General features: G+C 58.5%; 7 protein-coding genes, 2 pseudogenes and 1 riboswitch. Of the genes and pseudogenes, 5 read left to right on the forward strand and 4 right to left on the reverse strand.

Going from position 1 to position 20,354, the window contains the following annotated elements:
• Positions 1 to 35: 35 nt before the first annotated feature.
• The 3 genes and pseudogenes from ACR0NW_RS09785 to ACR0NW_RS09795 form a co-directional block, all read left to right on the forward strand.
• On the forward strand, positions 36 to 13,232 hold the full coding sequence (locus ACR0NW_RS09785) for a hypothetical protein (protein ID WP_480791566.1): 13,197 nt from the start codon (positions 36 to 38) through the stop codon (positions 13,230 to 13,232).
• Between the two features lie 57 nt (positions 13,233 to 13,289).
• Entirely contained in the window at positions 13,290 to 13,730 is a 441-nt protein-coding gene (locus ACR0NW_RS09790) for an invasion associated locus B family protein (protein ID WP_480791864.1), read from the forward strand.
• Positions 13,718 to 13,819: pseudogene (locus ACR0NW_RS09795) on the forward strand (IS6 family transposase); the annotation flags it as partial. The gene ACR0NW_RS09790 and the pseudogene ACR0NW_RS09795, both read left to right, overlap by 13 nt.
• Before the next feature lie 64 nt (positions 13,820 to 13,883).
• Here the strand turns inward: ACR0NW_RS09795 and ACR0NW_RS09800 are convergent.
• Positions 13,884 to 14,528 (reverse strand): annotated as a pseudogene (locus tag ACR0NW_RS09800) (IS6 family transposase).
• 341 nt (positions 14,529 to 14,869) lie between these two features.
• Positions 14,870 to 15,367: a DUF2267 domain-containing protein gene (locus ACR0NW_RS09805; RefSeq protein WP_480791567.1), complete on the reverse strand. Its 498-nt coding sequence runs from the start codon at positions 15,365 to 15,367 to the stop codon at positions 14,870 to 14,872.
• A 294-nt stretch (positions 15,368 to 15,661) separates the two neighbouring features.
• Between ACR0NW_RS09805 and ACR0NW_RS09810 the strand changes: the two genes are divergently transcribed.
• Entirely contained in the window at positions 15,662 to 16,990 is a 1,329-nt protein-coding gene (locus tag ACR0NW_RS09810) for an adenylate/guanylate cyclase domain-containing protein (protein ID WP_480791568.1), read from the forward strand.
• A 267-nt stretch (positions 16,991 to 17,257) separates the two neighbouring features.
• Here ACR0NW_RS09810 and ACR0NW_RS09815 read toward each other — a convergent pair whose 3' ends face one another.
• A complete protein-coding gene (locus tag ACR0NW_RS09815; RefSeq protein ID WP_480791569.1) occupies positions 17,258 to 18,139 on the reverse strand; it encodes a LysR family transcriptional regulator in 882 nt (293 codons plus the stop codon).
• A 91-nt stretch (positions 18,140 to 18,230) separates the two neighbouring features.
• Between ACR0NW_RS09815 and ACR0NW_RS09820 the strand changes: the two genes are divergently transcribed.
• Positions 18,231 to 19,103, forward strand: coding sequence for a DMT family transporter (locus tag ACR0NW_RS09820; RefSeq protein WP_480791570.1), 873 nt, complete (start codon positions 18,231 to 18,233; stop codon positions 19,101 to 19,103).
• A 352-nt stretch (positions 19,104 to 19,455) separates the two neighbouring features.
• Here the strand turns inward: ACR0NW_RS09820 and thpR are convergent, their stop codons facing one another.
• On the reverse strand, positions 19,456 to 19,974 hold the full coding sequence (gene thpR, locus ACR0NW_RS09825) for an RNA 2',3'-cyclic phosphodiesterase (RefSeq protein ID WP_480791571.1): 519 nt from the start codon (positions 19,972 to 19,974) through the stop codon (positions 19,456 to 19,458).
• Positions 19,975 to 20,157: 183 nt separating this feature from the next.
• Positions 20,158 to 20,278: riboswitch (TPP riboswitch) on the forward strand.
• Positions 20,279 to 20,354: the final 76 nt, after the last annotated feature.

A 20,354-nucleotide genomic window follows, 5' to 3' on the forward strand; every position in this document is an offset into this window, starting at 1 on the left:
AAGTTGGGGACACGGTCACTAACCCTGTGACCGGTTTGGATACTACCGTCAGCGCGTTGATTGTAGATCCAGCTTCGACGCCTACAGCGGGTACAACGGCCTTTGTGGAAACAACCGATGGTTACGTTTTCCTGGTTAAAGGTGCGGGCGATACAGTTTACAATTCCGACAATCCACCGCTTGCATTCAGTATTGTTTCGCTTACGGGGACGACCGCCCAGATCAGTAGTAGCGGAGCGACCGGCACCACCAGCCTGTCGACGCAATTGACGCTGTCTCAGTACAACAGCAACTTCAACAGTAGCGGCTCGCCGGGTGCCGTGACGCCGCCGGTGGATGTTTCAGGACCCAATGGCGTAAATCAGGTTGTATATGGTCAGGATGGCAGCAACGGGCGCGATGGTGCGCTGTTCGTGCCGCCAAGCTCGGGCGGTGATGGCGACGATGGTCCAACGCAGACCAAAACTCTGACCAGTAACGTAAATGCGACCAGCAATGTCGGATGGGAAGTCGGCAGCGTTGGCGGTGATGGCGGAAATGGTGGCGACTCGTATCTGAGTTTCTGGGACGGGCGCGACGGTGGCGATGGCGGTAAGGGTGGCACTGTTAACGCGACTCAATCCGCCAGCAGCACGATACAGACCTCGGGCAGCGATAACGACGGTATTTTCGCGTACAGTCGCAGCGGTGAGGCTGGCAACGGTGGCAGCGGTTTTGCGGCCCCAGGCGGGGGCACCGGGGGGCATTCGGCCGACGGCGGCAACGTGACCGTTACTCAAAACGGTTCGATCTCGACAAGTGGAGACGAGGCTGACGGTATCTATGCGCTGAGCGTTTCGAACAATGGTGGCAATGGAGGGTCACAGTGGGGTCTAGTCGGGTCATCGGGCGACGGCGGTTATGGCGGCAGCGGCGGCACAGTTACCGTAAACACCGGATCAAGCGCCACCATTCTGACAACCGGAGATTATGCGAACGGGATCTATGCCCAGTCAATCGGTGGCTCCGGCGGTTCTGCAGGGACCAGCGGCAACCTGTTGGTGTCGCTGATCGGAGGCGCAGACAATGGCGGCAACGGGGGGGAGGTCAATGTCTCGCATGCCGGTGCGATTGAAACGCGGGGTGATTTCGCGCGCGGGATTGTTGCCCAGTCCATTGGTGGAGGTGGTGGTTCAGGTGGAACTGCAGGCGGGCTGGTGGCCCTGTCGCTGGGTGGCGTCGGCTCCAACGGCGGTAGCGGCGACCCGGTCAGTGTCACTATTCAAGGCACCGGCAGTATTCTGACATCGGGTGCGGGTTCTGACGGAGTCATGGCGCAGTCCATTGGTGGCAGCGGCGGCACCGGCGCGAACTCTTATGGTCTGGTGGCGATCGGCGGCACAGGGTCCAATGGTGGAACAGGGGATGCGGTCAGCGTCAGTAACTACGGGCGTATTGTGACCGGAGGCGACGGTGCGCGTGGCATCATCGCCCAATCCATCGGCGGCGGCGGCGGTGACGGCGGATCGTCCGGCGGTATGGTCTCGGTCGGTGGCAATGGTAGCGGCGGTGGCAGCGGCTCGACCGTCACTATCGTGAATGACGGGATCATTACCACGACCGGTGACGACGCCATGGGTATTATTGCCCAGTCCATCGGCGGCGGCGGCGGTAATGGCGGATCGTCCGGATCTGTGGGCGCGTTCGTGGGGGTTGCTATCGGTGGCGACGGCGGTGCTGGGGGCAGGGGTGGTGACGTCAACGTGACGCTTTCCAACACCGACAGCAGCCAACCATCGGCCATTCAGACATCCGGTGATCGGTCGACGGGTGTATTCGCGCAATCCGTTGGCGGCGGCGGCGGCAACGGCGGCGGCGCTGTATCGGTTGCGGTAGGCGCCTTTGGTGCGGCATCAGTTTCGGTCGGGGGCTCGGCGGGCAGCGGCGGCGATGGTGGTGATGTCACTTTGAGCGGTGGCGGATCGGCTTCAGTGCAAACCGGTGGCGACGACGCCACCGGTGTCATGTTGCAATCCGTTGGCGGCGGCGGCGGTAACGGCGGCTATGCCGTTTCGGTTGCAGTTTCCGGCGGTCCGGTTTCCGGGTCTCTGGCCGTCGGGGTCGGCGGCGATGGCAGTTCGGGCGGCAAAGGCGGAGATGTCACCGTTGGGCAATTCGACAGCAGTGGTGCGCCGACAGCTGCAGGGTTCGAGGGTACAGTTGTAACAACCGGAAACCGGTCAACGGGAATGCTGTTTCAGTCGGTCGGCGGTGGCGGCGGTAACGGTGGACTGGCTGTTGCCGCTACCGGAGGAGCCTCGGCGCTGTTTTCCGGCAATGTTTCGGTCGGTATCGGCGGTCAGGCCGGCAGCGCCGGTGATGGCGGGCTTGTGCAGGTTAGTACCAATGCTGACATAACGACCACCGGAACGAATTCCAGCGCGATAATCGCTCAATCAGTCGGCGGCGGCGGCGGCAATGGCGGCGGTAGCATCGCGGCAGGGATCAGCGCCAGCGGCGGGGCCGCGGTTGGAATTAACGTTGGTGTCGGTGGAGATGGCGGTGGTGCCGGAATCGGTGGCGATGTCACTTTGATCGCGGGCGGCAATACGATCGAGACCAGCGGAGCGTTTTCCAGCGGTATCGTCGCGCAGTCCGTCGGCGGCGGCGGTGGCAACGGCGGCTACGCGGTTGGGGCCAGTGCTGATATTGGCGGCGCGGCGGCCGGATCGATCAGCGTGGGCCTTGGCGGAAAGGCTGGCGGTGGCGGCGATGGCGGGGACGTCATCGCTGAGGTTGACGCAGACGTTACGACGCGCGGCGACGATTCCGGGGCAATCATCGTACAATCTATCGGCGGCGGTGGCGGCAATGGCGGTTTCAGTGTGGCGGCAGGCCTTGCTGCAGGCGGAGCCGGTGCCGGGACAGTCGATGTCGGACTTGGCGGCGGCGGTGGAAGTGGTGGCATCGGTGGATCTGTTACCAATGTGCGCGTCAATGGTGATGTCCGCACCGAAGGTCTTCGTTCGACCGGGGTTGTGGTTCAGTCCATTGGCGGCGGCGGCGGCAATGGTGGCTTCAACGTCACCGCAGGTGTTGCTGCAGCAGGCGCAGGCGCTGGCACAATTGGCGTCGGTTTGGGTGGAGACGGCGCCTCCGGCGGCAACGGCGGCGTGGTCGAAGGCGAGGTTGCTGGTAATGTCACAACACTGGCCGACAGCTCGAGCGGCGTGGTCTTCCAATCTATCGGCGGTGGCGGTGGCAATGGCGGTTTCAACGTCACAGCCGGAATCGCTGGTGCCGGAGCGGGCGGCGGCGCGGTTACAGTTGGCCTTGGCGGCGGCGGATCCGGCGGCGGTATCGGGCAATCGGTGACTGGCAGTGTCACAGGTGCTGTCAATACTGGCGGAGCTGACTCTACGGCTGTTCTGGCGCAATCCGTCGGCGGCGGTGGCGGCAATGGCGGCTTCAATATCAGCGCATCCCTGGCGGGTGCAGGTGTTGCAAGCGGCGCGGTCTCAGTTGGGCTGGGCGGCGACGGTGGCAGCGGCGCGGTCGGCGGATCGGTCGATCTGACCACAACGAATGCCATCGTCACAGCCGGAGACAGATCGTCCGGCGTTGTGGCGCAATCCATCGGCGGCGGTGGGGGTAACGGCGGTTTCAATGTGTCCGGCACTGGGGCCGGGGCAGGCGTCGGGTCGGGTGCTGTCAGCGTTGGCCTGGGCGGCACCGGGGACGGTGGTGGCGACGGCGGCGCGGTTGCACTGACGTCTGACGGCACAATTTTGACGCAAGGCGATTCAGCCACTGCGTTTCTGGCTCAGTCTATTGGCGGCGGCGGTGGCAATGGCGGGTTCAACGTCAGTGCTTCGGTGCAGGGATCGGGCACCGCAGGTGCCGGAGTGTCCGTCGGTCTGGGCGGTTCGGGCGCTGGTGGCGGTGACGGCAGCACGGTGATTGCCACTTCCAACAACTCCGTTGAAACCCGTGGCGACCAATCATCGGGTGTTGTGGCCCAGTCGATTGGTGGCGGTGGTGGTAATGGCGGCTTTAACGTCTCCGCGGTCCTGTCTGGAGCAGGCACCGCAAGCGGTGCTGTAAGCGTTGGTCTTGGCGGCTCGGGTGACACGGGTGGCGATGGGGGCGATGTTACTCTGACGTCCAACGGGACCATTCTGACAGACGGTTTTGCCTCAAACGGGTTTGTCGCGCAGTCCATTGGCGGCGGCGGAGGCAATGGGGGCTTCAACGTGTCTCCGACCGTGTCGGGCGCGGGAACGGGTGCGGCCTCGGTGTCCGTCGGTCTGGGCGGGTCGGGGGACAGCGGCGGTGATGGCAGTCAGGTTACGGCCAGCACTACGGCCAATGTCGTGACCAAAGGCGATGCTTCGGTGGGTATTTTGGCCCAATCCGTCGGTGGCGGCGGCGGCAACGGAGGCTTTAACGTTTCACCGGCACTGGCGGGTGCTGGCACCGGTTCGGGGGCGATCAGCGTCGGTCTGGGCGGGTCCGGCGGAAGCGGCGGCAATGGTGGTATTGTCGGCCTGACCGTCGCCAACGATGTCAAAACTGAAGGCGCACAGTCGAGCGCAATCGTCGCCCAATCCATTGGCGGCGGTGGTGGCAACGGGGGATTTAACGTTTCTGCCTCGGTGGGTGGCGCGGGCACCGGATCCGGCGCGGCAGCTGTGGGGCTGGGAGGCCGCGGAACCGGCGGTGGTGATGCTTCGGCGGTGACGGCGAACGTCACCGGAAACATCGTTACGCAGGGGGAAACCTCGACCGGCCTGCTGGTGCAGTCCGTTGGCGGCGGCGGTGGCAATGGTGGCATGAATGTCTCCGTCGCAGTTGCCGCGGCGGGAACCGGATCGGGCGGCGCTTCGGTCGGTCTCGGCGGTGCGTCGGGCACCGGGGGTGATGGCGGCACGGCAGAGGCGACTCTGACCGGGGACGTCTCAACCCAAGGTGACGACTCGGGCGGTGTCATTGTCCAAAGCCTTGGCGGCGGCGGTGGCAATGGCGGCCTGAATGTCTCGGCGACGGTTACGGTTGCGGGAACCGGCAGCGGCGGAGCGTCCGTCGGGCTTGGCGGAAGCGGCGGCAACGGTGGCGACTCAGATACGGCCAACGGTACGGTGGTCGGCAATGTCACGACGGCCGGAGACAACTCTGGTGGCGTTCTGGTTCAATCCGCTGCAGGCGGCGGCGGTAACGGAGGGCTGAATGTCTCGGCCGCCGTGAACATTTCGGGCACTGGCGGTGGCTCCGTGGGCGTCGGCATTGGTGGGTCCGGCGGAGACGGTGGAAACGCAAGCGCAGCCACAGGATCGATTACCGGTGACGTCACCACGACCGGTGAAAACGCGACCGGTGTTCTGGTTCAATCCGTCGGCGGTGGCGGCGGCAATGGCGGCGTAAACATATCGGGCGCACTCAGCATTGCCCGCACCGGATCGGGTGCAGCGGGCATCGGGGTTGGTGGATTTGGCGGCAGCGGCGGCACCAGCGGCGTGGTCGACAACACGTTCTCGGGCAACGTCAGCACGTCCGGTTCGCGCTCTGCCGGTGTCGTAGCGCAAAGCCTTGGCGGCGGCGGCGGTAATGGCGCCACGAATATTTCCGGCGCAATTTCAGTGGCGAGTAACTTTTCGGGTGGTCTTGGGATCGGAGTTGGTGGATTTGGCGGTTCCGGGGGCTCGGCCGAGAGCGTCACGCAACAAGTCACCGGCAATATCACGACGACCGGAGACGACTCGGTCGGAGTTCTGACGCAGAGCCTTGGCGGCGGCGGCGGTAACGGCGGCACCAACATCTCGGCGGCCTTGTCCCTGTCCCGGACGACAAACGCGGCGGTTGGTATCGGCGTCGGCGGGTTCGGTGGAGGCGGTGCAAATGCCGGTGCGCTGGTCCAGTCGACTGTTACCGGTGGCGTCAACACCAGCGGTGACCGCAGCGCAGGTGTTCTGACTCAGAGCCTTGGTGGCGGCGGCGGTAATGGCGGCACCAATATCTCGGCCTCGCTCGGCATCAGTCAGGAAAACGGCGGTTCAATCAGCCTGGGTGTCGGCGGATTCGGCGGTGGGGCTGGTAGCGGAGGCAACGTTATCAGTACCTTGCGGTCCAGCGTGGGCAGCAGCGGGCCAACCTCGGTGGTTACTACGGGCGCTAACAGCATCGGTGTCATGGCGCAATCGGTTGGTGGCGGCGGCGGCAATGGCGGCCTGAATGTCTCGGGCGCGGTGAACCTGACGGGTAAATCCGGCGCGGCCGTTGGATTAGGTCTTGGTGGTTTTGGAGGCGGCGGCGGAGATGCCGGTACCGTTACGCTGGATGTTCAAAGTGACGTCGTGACAGCGGGGGACGGATCGCATGGCCTGTTCGCGCAAAGTCTCGGCGGCGGCGGCGGAACCGGCGGCGTCAACATCTCGGGCTCGCTGGCGCTGACCAAACCATCGGGGTCGGACACAATCTTTTCAGTCGCGGCGGGCGTCGGAGGTTTTGGCGGATCGGGTGGCGACGCAAGCGCGGTCGATCTGGATTACACCGGAAACCTGCAAGCGGTGCCGATGGTGCAACAGCCGGACGGTACATTTGTCGTCGATGAAAGCAAAGGTGCCAGTGGCATTATCGCACAAAGTCTCGGCGGTGGCGGCGGCAATGGCGGTACCAATGTTTCCGGCGGTATCGCGATCAGTGGCAAACCCGGCGCAGGTCAGACGGACAGCAGCAAGTCCTATGCCGTCGTCGTGGGTGTCGGTGGTTTCGGCGGCGGCGGTGGTGACGCCGGTGATGTCGACGTCAGCATTGGCGCAGGCAGCACGATCATGGCACATGGCACTGGTCAATCAGGTTTGATGGCGCAATCCGTTGGCGGTGGTGGCGGCAATGGCGGCCTGAACGTTTCCGGCGGGATCGTATCCGACAGCTCTCTGATCGTGGGCGTTGGCGGCTTTGCGGGCAACGGCGGCAAAGCGGGTGATGTCACGGTTACTTCGCAGGCGGATATCACTGTTTCGACCAATCCGGACGATATCTCGATCCCCGACACCACCACTTTCGAAGACAAGCTGCGCGATTTCCTTGGCGACACGATTGTTGATGAGACCGAAGAACTGGCTTCGAATTTCGGGCTGGAGCGTCTGTTTATAGACATGGGGGTCTTCAACGAAGAAAAGCAGGATACTGATGGCTCAGCAGGTCTGATGGCGCAGTCCATCGGTGGCGGCGGCGGCAATGGTGGTCTGAACGTGTCGGGCGGAATTGCGCTGAGCAAAGATGGCAAGATTCCGTCGGTTACCTTTGGTGTCGGTGGCTTTGGTGGAAACGGCAATGTTTCCGGTGACGTGGCCGTAGATCACGCGGGCTCTGTCACGGTTGCGGGCAACTGGAAACATGGCGTTTTGGCCCAGTCCATTGCGGGTGGCGGCGGCAATGGTGCGCTGAACGTGACCGGGCAGCTGAACTATGGCGATTCCAACAATTCCGACGGTAAGACCGATCTGAGTATCGTGGGCGGCCTGGGCGGTCACGGCGGCACCGGCGCGGATGCAGGTAACGTATCGGTCACGCAAACCGGCAATATCTCGACAAACGGCTACCACGCACGCGGTCTCTTTGCCCAAAGCATCGGTGGCGGAGGCGGCACCGGCGGTATCAATGCGACCTTTGTCGGCACCAAGGACAGCTCACCCATTGCCATGGGCATTGGTGGCTTTGGTGGTGTTGGCGGAGACGCGGGCGACGTGACCGTCGCACGCGGAACCTCTGCTGCAGCAGCGGGCACCATCATGACCGATGGCGTGGGTTCACACGGTATCGAGGCGTCCAGCATCGGCGGTGGTGGCGGTGACGCCGGGATCAACGCGGTTGTGGGAATCAGCAAGACCACCGGCAGCCAGAGCAATGGTGGCACGGGCGATTCAACAGACCGCAAGACCCCCACTAACACGGGCGTCGACGACTCGGTGATCGCCAATTACAACGCCGTTCTGGATGAACTGGAAGGCAAGGTGAACCCGGCGGATTCCAGCGGCAACAAGACCGGCGTTTCAGCAGTCATCGCCATCGGTGGAGCTGCCGGAACCGCAGGTGATGGCGGCACGGTAGATATTGACCACTATGGCGATGTCATTACTTTGCAGGACAGCAGCCACGGAGTGTTTGGTCAATCCATCGGCGGAGGCGGCGGCAACGCAGCCCTGAACCTGGGCATGACTTACGAACTGGCCTCGGATGCGACCAACAAAGGATTTGGGCTGGCGATCGGCGGCGGTACGGGTGACGGCGGCATTGGTGGCTCGGTCGATGTGCGCAATACCGGCAATATCACCACACTAGGGGCGGATTCGCATGGTCTGTTCGCCCAGTCTGTTGGCGGCGGCGGCGGCAATGCGGGCTACAACTCGGCCTCGACATCGGTGGATGGCGGCAACGTGAACATCCAGATCGGCCGTACGGGTGGTACGGGCGGAAGCGGTGGTGATGTCTATGCAAGCTCGGACGGTATCATCAGCACCTCGGGCAACCGTTCATACGGGTTCTTTGCGCAATCCATCGGCAATGGGGGCGGCAACTCGTCGTCGACCTCAGTCAGCATCGGGACACCAAAGACCGGCGACAGCAAAGGCAACAAGGCCAGCCTGTCGGTGGGGCTTGAAGGCGGCACCGGAGGCGCAGCGGGCGATGTGACGTCTGTAGTAGCGGGTACTGTGGTCACGCAGGGTACGGATGCCCATGGTGTCTTTGCCCAATCCGTCGGCGGCGGCGGTGGCAATGGTGGCAAGGCCAGCAATTCGGCCGGCAAAGGCATCTCAGTCGCGTTGTCCATTGGCGGTACGGGCGGAACGGGTGGCGTTGGCGGCAAGGTCGACGTGACCAATACCGCACAGATCGCAACCTTCGGTGACCGGTCTGTTGGCCTGATGGCGCAGTCCATTGGCGGCGCAGGCGGTACTGGCGGGATGGTGCAGGCAGGCCAATCGAACCTCGACACCATCAAAGCTGTGGTCAATCCGTCGACAGTGGGCACAACTGCTTCGATCAATATTGGTGGTACGGGCGGCGACGGCATGACCTCGGATACGGTGACTGTGGTCAGCGACGGGCTTATCAGCACCGCAGGCACGATGTCCCACGGCATATTCGCCCAATCCGTTGGCGGCGGTGGTGGCATGGGTGGAGTGGTTGAAAACCGGATCATCAGCCTGCGCAAGGACATCGGTAACACGGCGACCCTGTCTGTTGGTGGTAATGGTGGCACCGGGGCAGTGTCTGCCGCCGTATTCGTCACCAACCGGGACATTATCCAGACGATCGGAGACAAATCTGTTGGCATCTACGCGCAGTCTGTTGGCGGCGGCGGTGGCGACGCGCAACAGGTGCGTAACATCATTCTTGGCCGGTCCTCGGATGGCGCTACGACCAACGCAATCCTGATCGGCGGATCGGGCGGGACCGGAGGGTCCGGCAGCACAGTGACCGTTGTCAACGAAGCGGATGCCACGATCCTGACCACCGGAAAAGAAAGCCACGGCATCTTTGCGCAGTCCATCGGTGGTGGTGGCGGCAATGGTGGCTCGACAATTTCGGTTGACGGACGCTATGGCGGGGCCGAGGCCAGCACACGGCGCGCGCTGCAATTCGGTCTAGGCGGATCGGGTGGCACCGGAGGCACCGGCAGCGACGTCTCGGTGACCAATGCCGGTACGATTGTAACGACCGGAGACGCCGCACATGGCATCTATGCCCAATCCATCGGTGGTGGCGGCGGCAATGGCGGCAGCTCGATCACAGGGACATTGCGCCTTAAGACCGGGGACAGCAGCTCACCAACAGCGCAGTTGAACATCGGTGGCTCGGGTGGCACCGGCAATGTCGCTGGCAACGTGGTTGTTACCAACAGCGGTGACATCCAGATTGATGGCGCAGGCGCCTATGGCATCATGGCGCAATCTGTGGGTGGTGGCGGTGGCAATGGCGGGTTGGCCGTTGCCATGGATGTGAACGACATCAAAAACACCATGACCGGCAAGTCCTACTCGAAAATCGCCATCGGCGGATCGGGAGGGTCAGGTGCAAATGGCGGAGACGTCACGGTCAACCACACGGGCACAATCGTTGTGAACGCAGAAAACGGGTTTGGCATCTATGCCCAGTCCGTCGGCGGCGGTGGCGGCAATGCCGGGTATTCGGTGTCGTCCCCGTTGGTCTCTGCATTGGACTATACAATCTCGCAGGTGCTGGGGGCCCGTGAAGGGTCGACCGGATCCGTGGGTGCTGTGACTGTCAACTCAACAGGAGATATTCTGGTAAACGGTGCAGGCAGCGAAGCGGTATTCGTTCAGTCGGTGAATGGCGGCGGCGGTAATGTCGATACCTCAGTCGATTTCACCACAACGACCTCTGGCGCAACCGGCTCTGTCGTCAGCAGCGATATCGCCCTTGGCGGCGATGATGTGTCGGGCATGGCCGGCAATCAGGTTACCCAGGCACACAAAGGCAACATCGCCACGACAAGCGACAGGTCAACCGGCCTGATGCTGCAAAGTGTCGGCGGTGGCGGCGGGACTTCCACGACCACGGTGGACGTTCAAGACGGTGACGGTATCGACATCACAGCGCGTCTGGGTGCGATTAACACCGATGACGCCAGCGGTGGTGATGTGGACGGCAGCCGGACGGGGGATGTAGGAACCGATGGCGCGTTTTCCTCGGCAGGTGCGGCACAGTCCATCGGCGGTGGCGGCGGTAAGCTTGTTCTGAACAGCAACGGTACAGCTGGCACGAGCAAGGTTGCTTCGGTGATCCTGGGCTCTGATCCCAGCTTCAACAACAATGGCGGTGATATCGACCTGTCGCTGGATGGCAACGTGTTCACCAGCGGTGATCGGTCCTTTGGACAAAGCGTCCAAAGCATTGGCGCGGGCGGCGGCGAAGTCGTCATTTCGGGTCTTGGACGCGCAGATGTGACTCTGGGCGCGCAGGACGGCTCGACCGGAGATGGAGGAGACGTTGATTTTGCCAATGTTGGTGACGTGACCACCAATGGAAAAGGCTCTCACGGGTTTGTCATCCAAAGCATTGGCGGCGGCGGCGGTCTTGTTTCGACTGATATGAAGGCCAGCCGTGTCACAGTGGATCTATCCGCCGACAATGGCGGAGACGGCGGCGATATCGCATTCGCGCAAAGCGGCAACATCGTGACGACCGGCAAAAACGCAATTGGCATCGTAGCTCAGTCTCTGGGCGGTGGCGGTGGCATGGTGGATTCGGTCTTCCGTGGCGCTGCAGGTGGTGCAGGTTCGGGAGGAGCCATCGACTTGTCGCTGGACGGAAATATTCTGTCCGTCGGCAATGGCGGCATCGGCGTTCTGGCACAATCCGAAGGGCGCGATGGCGCCGGTGCGATCACGATTGGGCTTGATGGCGTTGTCATGGGTGGCTCGGGTCAAGCGGACGCCGTCGCATCAATCGTTGTCGAGGGCGGCACCAACAACGTAGTGACCTTGTCCAGGGACACCATGCTGCTTGCTGGAAATAATCAGTTGGTGAATGGGGGCGACGGAAATGACCAGATTTCGCTTGCAGGGACGGCACTCGGGAACCTGGATCTGGGTGCTGGCACTAACGGTCTGACCGTCGAAGACGACGCAAACTTTTATGCGCTCGAGTCGGTCGATCTGGGTGCCGACGGGCACATGCAGGTGAACGGTAATCTGGTTCTGGGCGCCAATGTAGGTCTTAAAAAGGATTTGACGTCTACGGTCCAGGCAAGCGATTTCATCTTTACGGAAAATGTCAGTCAGACAACAAACGTTAACGGAAGCCTTTCCTTCGGTGATACAGCAACGTCGACCTTCGACGTGTACTTCCTGACGTCGGGTGCATCGGGCGGCGACAGCGACCTGATTAATGTCACCGGTGACGCCACGATGGGGGGCGCTCTGACGCCTCAGCTCAATACGCTGGAACGCGCATTGCCGCTCGTCATCATCAACCCCGATGGAACCGCGGCAGACGCTGGTACGACAATTCAGGACACCGTCGTGCTGGACTATTCCATTGGTCTGAACGGTTCTACCTCGGACGGCAGTTCGATTGATCTGGTGATCACTCCGGATTATTCGACGGCGGGAATGAATGCGAACCAGGCAGCAGTCGGCGACTACATCAATCAGGTGCTGAACGGGCAGGGATCGGCGGCACAGGGCGAACTGTTTGCCTTGATCGGGAACATGCAGTCAGAGGCCGATGTCATTGCCGCGATCGACAGCCTTACAACGGCTGACTACGCAGCGGATGTGGTGGATGCCTATTACGGCACCCGGGTTTTTGCCGATGTTCTGCACAATTGCGAACGGTTCACCGATTATAAAACCGGTGACGATCCGCGAAACTGTGTGTGGTTCTCGGGTGCAAGGTCTTTCTACGACCGCGACCAGACTGGCATCTACGACGAGCTGGACATCAACAGCACTAACCTGTCGGCTGGTATCCGGATGCCCGTTGGGGATGAGCTGTTCGCTGGTTTCGCGGTTGGTCACGACCAGATGAGCCTGCGCAACGGATCGCAATACAATGCGACAGGTGACCGATTTAACCTTGGGGCGTCGCTGACCAAATATGTCGGTGCTTGGGAATTTGCGGCCATGCTGTCTGCCGGGTGGTCGGATTATGACACGGTCAGTGCCGGCGGGATTAGTGGCGTGCTGCCCAATGGAAACGTTGTGGACACGGTCGGTGTCAGTTCAATCAAGCACAAAATGAACCACCAGAACTTGCGGCTGGGTCTGGCCTATGACTATCGGTTCACGGGAGGCAATTCTTACCTGAGACCCGAAATTGCGATCGACGCTACACGCCTTGCGACCGAAAGCAATGGTCAGGCAACTCTTTCGGGGATCGTTCTGCAGGACGACAGCGAAATGATCTACTCGCTGACACCTTCGCTTGAGGTCGGGACGGAACAAACCCTGAGCGCTTCGCAGAAACTGCGCGCGAGCTTTCGGGCCGGTGCCATCATCTCGTCCGATGACACCGTTTCGGTGACTGCCAGATTCAGCGGCGCGAGTGCAAGTGACGGAGGGTTCTCGAACACCAGCTATGTAGGCGACGCGCATGGGCTAGTGTCAGCCAATCTGGGGCTTTTCGCTATCGATGACAGCAGCTTTATCAATCTGAGTGTCGACCATATGTTCGGAGACTCAACCGAGACCCTGCAAGTCGGGCTGGGGATCGGAATACAATTTTAGTCAATGAGGGACAGCAGAATGAAAACTTGGGTTTGTGCTTTGGGGGTGACCTTGGGGATGGCGCACACACTTGCCGCGCAGGAAAGCAACGCGTCACTGTGGTCAGTCAATTGCAGCAATCTGGCGAACGGGGATGAACTGGTCTGCGAAATGACCCAAAGCATTATTCTGAGTGAAAACAATCAGAGACTGGCATCTGTCGCGTTTGTCAAAGCTGCGGGGAAGGACGAGACGGAAACCGTGCTAACTTTGCCTTTCGGTTTGCTGTTTGCTGAAGGGCTGATTGCGAAGGTTGATGAAACCGAAGTTGCGCGCCTCGAATTTCTGACTTGTGAAGCGCAGGGTTGTTTCGCCCGTTCTCCGGTCTCACAAGAATGGGTGTCAGCAATGCGCGCGGGCAATCAGCTGCGGATTGACGCCAAAAACAGTATCGGAGAGCCGATCTCCTTTGGTTTCGATCTTACGGGGTTTAGCCAGACGTCCAGTCTGCTGCCCTAGCCGGTATCGAACCAGTCAACATGTTCCGCAAAGGCCAATTCACGCCCGATCTCTCCCCGTTTCAGCAGATTGTTCAACTGGCAGGATAATCAATCCGCCTGGGTTCTGTTGCGAAGTTTTAACTGGCCACGCTGATAGCAAAATACCGGAGGGCTAAGCAGCCAATTCTGCAAATTGCCGAAATGGACAGACTCCCGGCGTGATTTGACCTTTTCGTATCATAGTCGCCACTTCTATGCCGCCCAGCGTTGCCGCCGCTGAAGCGAATGCCTTGAACCCTAACATTGGCCGGATACGTCTCTTGATGAAACGATGATCCTGTTCCACGATGTTGTTCAGGAATTTCCGCCTCACCATCTCAATCGGAACTGGACAACCAAATCCCTTCAGCATTTTATTGACAGCTTTGATGCCCGCTGTGTTTGCGCCGCTATTGTCGATGACAATCTTTCGCGGCAAACCATTGACCTCTAGCATTCTGGCAAAGAATTTCGTGGCGGCGGGTTTGTTACGGCGCCGCGAAAACATGAAGTCGAGTGTTTTGCCGCGTTTGTCGACAGCTCGATAGAGTTAGACCCAAGTCCCCTTCACTCGAATGTACGTCTCGTCCATTCTCCAGGAACGGTCGCATGGTCCTTTGCGACGCGGTGCAATTTCAGCGATCGCGCCGGAATACCGTGTAACCCAACGATTCAACGTAGTGTGGTCCACAGACACGCCTCGTTCGGCCATGATTTCTTTCAGATCACGATATGACACACCGTATCGGACATAGAAGAACACCGCGAACAGGATCACGTCTTACGGATATTGCGCGCCTTTTAATGAGATCATGAACCGACTTTCGACCATAAAACAGAGAGAGTTATTCGCTCGCAATATCCTTGACCGTCAATGGTCAAAACTTTGCAACAGATTCTTCACGGCTTCAGTCCTCACCTTGGTAAAAAGGTAGATCAGGGCTAAATCCGATGCTGTAGTCATCATACCTCGCTGAATATTGCGCAGCAATTGATTTTAGAACTTCTAGCATCATCAATCTGCACCTTTGTTGGAACTCAGTTGACCAACTCTGACACAAAGATAGAAGGGGGCCAATGTCTGCAGAGAGCCAATCCACGACGTGCAACACAATGCAACTAAAAGATGCGTTGCTGCAATTCGGCTGGATTGTCGACTTCCACATGCCAGAGTTCTCGCGCCGGTTCAGGAAGCCTCATCAATACCCGCTCAAGTTCCCTGTGGTTTGTGCAACGCCATACTGCCCATGCTGTGGCTTCGATAGCGTTGTCTGGCGTTAAGTTATGATTTTTCCGCAAACCTTTTACTTCAGCAATTAAATCTTGCCGCTCAGCGAACGGAACTGGAGGGGTCGTAACATCCCAATTATGTACGAAAATCGCCCGTAATACTGACGGGAGAACGCTGGCAAAGTCCAATCCTTGCTGAGCAGTCAATCGACGCCGAAAGGTCTGAAACACACCATCCACAGCAGTATAAGCATTGTTGTCAGAACCCAGCGACATCCGTTCTTTGATGTCGCCAATAAATGCGCGCCATTCCCTTGTCGCCTGCCTATATGTCCATGGCATTGGCATAGAATTAATCGGTCCGCTATTGCTACTGGCTGCCGGCAATGTTCGCTCTTCTGAGGCGAATTGTCGAGCTGTCGAACGACTGCGTTGTAGTAGAGGGACGCCCCTCCCTATTGTGAACTTTCGAATGTCTGCTGTGAGCCCCAACCGGGCTCTAACACAGTCGAACATGTTGCTTGTTCGGTTAGTCGCGAACCGCGCACTCCGAACGTTCAAAAAGGGTGATAAATTTCAGCTGTGCAGACATTGCGCCCTTTGGTGATATGCTTTCAACGCATGCATTTTCCTTCATTGTTGGCATTTGACCGTTTTGGCGTTGTGCGGAATACTGAAGCAATGAAGCGTCCCAAAACGCAGTATGCAAAGGCGGGCGACGTGCATATCGCCTATCAGGTCTTCGGTAGCGGGCCGATCGATCTTCTCTGGGCGTCAGGATGGGCCACGCATGTCGAGTATGCATGGGAAAGCCCTGATTATGCTAGATTTATGACCAAGCTCGGTCGGTTTTCCCGCGTGATCTTTTTTGACAAACGCGGCGTAGGTATGTCGGACCGCGACGTAGGGTACCCGACGCTTGAAGAGCGCTCGCAAGACATAAATGCTGTTCTCGATGCTGTGGGAACCAAGAAAGTGGCGGTATTTGGGGCATCGGAAGGTGGTGCGATTTCGTCAGTATTTTCTGCAACCTTTCCCGAACGTGTGAGCCATTTGATCCTCAACGGCAGCCGGGCATTTTACAAATGGGCACCGGACTACCCGTATGGGCTTAAACCCGAAGAACTGCGGGCTGAGGTCAACAAATTCAGCGACTTTTCTCGTGAAGTGGAAGTAAGTTTGGATGGCGCGCCGAGCATCGCCAATAACCCGGCGGCAACGGAATGGTTAAGCGCCTATCTACGATATGCAGCCAGCCCGCGCGCAATGGCCAAGCTAGCACAAATGAACTACGATATTGACTACCGCGGCGTGCTAACTGCAATACAGGCACCGACGCTGGTCCTCCACCGTGAAGGTGATCGTTGGTGCGGTGTGGAACACGCGAAGTATTTGGCGGAGCACATCCCGGGAGCGACCTTGCGTCTATTGCCGGGGGAGGACCACATCGTTTGGTATGGTGACCAAGAATCGATCATCTCGGAAATTAGTACGTTTGTCACTGGCGAAGCGATTTTGTCGCCCGCCGATCGGGCACTGATGACTGTCATATTCTGGGACATTGTCGGTTCGACCGAGCAACTCGCTCGTATGGGTGATGAACGCTGGCGTGGGGTATTGGAGCAGCTCAACCATAAAGTCGAACAAAGGCTGAGAGCTTTCGGCGGAACCCTTGTGAAACATACTGGCGATGGCTATTTGCTGTCTTTCCGTGGACCGACGAGCGCCATTGAATGCGCCACAATTATTCGAGACGACGCGACGCGTTTGGGCCTTCAAAGTCGCACAGGTATTCATACGGGTGAATGCGATATTCGAGATCATGATTTGAGTGGATTGGCCGTGCACGTGGCAGCACGCATATTGGATGAAGCTAGTCCCAACGAAATTCTGGTATCGCAAACGGTGAAGGATCTGGCGCTGGGGGCGGATTTGAGTTTTTCCGAATTGGAGGCCCGGCAACTTCGAGGAGTGCCCGGAGATTGGCCGTTGTTCGTACTCTCCGAATGACATGCTCAGACCATATTTAGAGTACAATACCGCGTTGTTTCGTCCGCTCTTAGTAGAAGACTACTTAGACTGTGCAACGATCAACGTTCGCGTTGGGCGCGCTGCTGCCATTCACTGCGGTGCGCTTGGACTGGCTGTATGAGTCCTTACCAAAAGTTAGTCGCCATCAGTCTTTCGCTCTCGCAGCAGGTCGCGAACCGCACATTCTAGACATTCAATACATGGTCACAAATTGCTGATGAGCGGACAAAGCGGGCTTACGCCGCGCTAAAGCTTATGGCGGCTTTTGGCAATTTCTTGCAACCAGCGAACAAATCTGCGGGTTAGGTTTGTTTGGTGCTCTCCGACTTGCAAGGTGTAGCATCCAGCACTGAACTCGGTGCATTCAGGTAATGGGACAAGCCGTCCATCGGACAGTTCAGTCTCAACCATGAAAGTGGAAGAGAGTATCATCCCCAGCCCGGCGCAAGCCGCACGCAAGGCTGCATCGTCCGTGTCAAAGCGGTCTGCGAACTTGAGATGTACATCGTATAAACCCGATTTTTCCATCCAGAGATGCCAATCCCAATTTCCTTTTGCGCATTGAATCGCCGGAATGGTAGTCAAGTCGCGTGGGTCTGCGAGTTTTGATAGCAAGACCGGTGAAAGATACGGACGGCAGACATCATCGAATAGGTCACTTACTCCGACCGGGCGTTCGCTCTCACGGTAATATCCGATTGTGACATCTGCACTGCCGGACAGTTGGCGAGCACCATCAAAAAAGGTCTCGACTTCCACATTCGCGTCGGGGTTCTTCGCTTTGAAAAGATAGAGTTTCGGTATCAGCCATCTAACCGCGAATGACATGGACGCCCGGACACGGAGGACGTTTTTGTTGTGGATGGCATCAGCAAGAGAAGCATGGATCAATTGCAATCCTGGCATGGCTTTCTGCGCCAAACGGGCACCAGCATCCGTCAAATCGATAGCATTATTGCTCCGGACAAAAAGCTGAGTTCCCAAAGACTGCTCAAGCGACTTTATCTGATGACTGACTGCCCCCGGTGTCACCAAAAGCTCTTCAGCAGCCAGCTTGATACTCATATGCCGGGATGTGATCAGGAAAACGCGCAGAGCGTTCAAGGATATTGAACTTGGAAGCTGCATCAAAATCTCTCACTCAGACATAGAATAACTAGTTTGAGTCCAATGTGAAACTGTCTTTAGAAGTAACCAATCTCTTCCAAAAAGGTTATACATGTCGTCGCCCAATAAGTATGTCGAAGCGATCCTCTGGGTTCTTCTCAGCACCGCTTTGTTCACAGTGATTTTCTCGGCTGCTAAGTTTGCCGACGGGGCAATTGGAACCTTTCAGATCCTGTTTTTGAGATACATTGGCAGTTTTGTGACCGTGTCCTGGCTCGTGGTGCGCTCAGGTTCATTCAATCAGTACAAAAGCAATGTGCCGTTCCAGCATTTCTTGCGCACGGTTTTTGGATGTTCGGCTGCGGCAGCCATCACTTGGGCAACCGCTCATATGCCCGTGGCAGACGCATCGGCCATCGGTATCCTCTACGGAGTTATAACCGTGGTGCTTGGCGTCCTGTTCCTTAAAGAGCATGTTGGAAGACGCCACTGGCTGGCCATAGCAATTTCACTTGCCGGAGCAGGACTAATCATGGCCGTACAAGGCGCATTCCAAAGCCACATCGCAGGTCTCCCAGCCTTTGTTGCTCTTCTCAGTGCATTGTTTATGGCCTCTGAAGGGTTGCTGATCCGAACCCTGAGCCAGACCGAAAGCGCACTGTCTATGATGCTCTATGTCTCCGGCTTTGGCATCCTTCTCCTTTCTCTCCCGGCTATGCTGGAGTGGCGCAATATCAGTGCAACGCTCGTCGTCGGTTGCGTTGCGCTCGGGCCACTGTCAGTCGCGGCACAGTATTGTACAATCAGGGGATACCGGATCGCACCGCTATCGGTTGTGGGACCGGTTGATTATTCATGGCTGATTTTTGCGATGATCTTGGGTTTCGTAGTTTTTGGTGAGCATCCCAGTATCGGGGCTATCGCAGGTGGCATTCTGATCATCTCAGGCGGCTTATTGCTGTCCAATACTCGCGCACAGCAATGAAATTAGATGCTCAGAGCTTTTTTTCCTACGAGGGCCGCGCAAAAGCCAAACATTCGAGCAACTCGCAGATCCGCGTAGTTTAGGCTCGATGCAGCCATGCTCTGCGACGTCCCCGGTGATCGAAAGAGCCCTTTCCAGCTATTTAATGTGGTCCAGCATTTTGCTTGTACAGCAGGTCACGAAACTGCGAAAACCGGACGTTTGGAGTACCGGCGAGTAATGGCAAGTGGTGGACAAACAGAGTTATCGCTGCGACCGCTCCAAGGAGCGTTTTTTGGACGGGCGTTCAACAGCGATCTTCTTTTTCATACATGTATGCCAAGCGCTGGCCGTTTGGCTTCAACGGCGCCCGTCACCTGAGTATATAATGCGCCAAGGCTTCGTGTCTGGCACCTTCTGGGCGCAAGGTCGATTGGTATAGGGTAAAGCCGGTCACCGGCATCTTTGGCAAGGCGTTCATAGTGCGCGAATGTTGGACGAGCTGAACCGCCTCGCGTTGTCCTGGTTTGAAGCGAGCAATAGTCACATGCGGGCGAAAGCGCCGGCGGGGTAGCACGATCCCAGCTCGACGCATGGCAGTATGGATTTTTTGGTGCAAGGCTGTAAGTGCCGGACAATCCTCCACTGCGACAGCCAGAACCTGCCCAAAAATTTCGATCCCTGAAAAGGTGACGCCGAAGGGTGGAGCTGAAAGTACCAAAAGCTCTTCATGCAATTCCTCTAAGGTCTCCTCGGCCTGATCATCCAGAAAGGCTAGCGTCAAGTGCATGTTGTCCGACGATACCAGTCGGCCGACCGGCAGCGCGCGTTGCAAGGGCACAAAAGCTGCCTTTACGTCGTCGCTAAGCGATATCGCAATGAAAGACCGCATAGAGCCCTTTCTAGACCTTTAGCACCACTCGTAGTCTCGCCCGTGCAGCAATTCGCGAACCGCACATTCCGGACGTTCAAAACCGGGTCTCAGATGGCGTTGAGGCAGAAATAGGTGAATTCGCTGCGGCTGCGCCAATGACCAATTTTGAAACTTTACAATCACACTGTTCGTTCCTATTGAGAACCTATGCAGGGGAGTCCCGCCAAGGGGACTGAGAGGCTGAGTGGGTGAAAACCCGGTGACGCGACCCTTTGAACCTGACCCAGTTGATACTGGCGTAGGAAGCTAAGGTCGTATTGCTAAATCTGGACCCTGCGATCTGATAAATGGGCTCGTGTTGAGCCCTTGCCTCCTCACCAAATTCATCTGGTTCTTTT

This window comes from Ruegeria sp. CF5 (genome assembly GCF_056537325.1).

Bases quoted from the DNA above. Each gene is read 5' to 3' on its own strand.
- ACR0NW_RS09790 (WP_480791864.1), top strand. From the start codon at position 13,290: ATGGCGCACACACTTGCCGCGCAGGAAAGCAACGCGTCACTGTGGTCA.
- ACR0NW_RS09815 (WP_480791569.1), bottom strand. From the start codon at position 18,139: ATGCAGCTTCCAAGTTCAATATCCTTGAACGCTCTGCGCGTTTTCCTG.
- ACR0NW_RS09810 (WP_480791568.1), top strand. From the start codon at position 15,662: ATGAAGCGTCCCAAAACGCAGTATGCAAAGGCGGGCGACGTGCATATC.
- ACR0NW_RS09820 (WP_480791570.1), top strand. From the start codon at position 18,231: ATGTCGTCGCCCAATAAGTATGTCGAAGCGATCCTCTGGGTTCTTCTC.
- thpR (WP_480791571.1), bottom strand. From the start codon at position 19,974: ATGCGGTCTTTCATTGCGATATCGCTTAGCGACGACGTAAAGGCAGCT.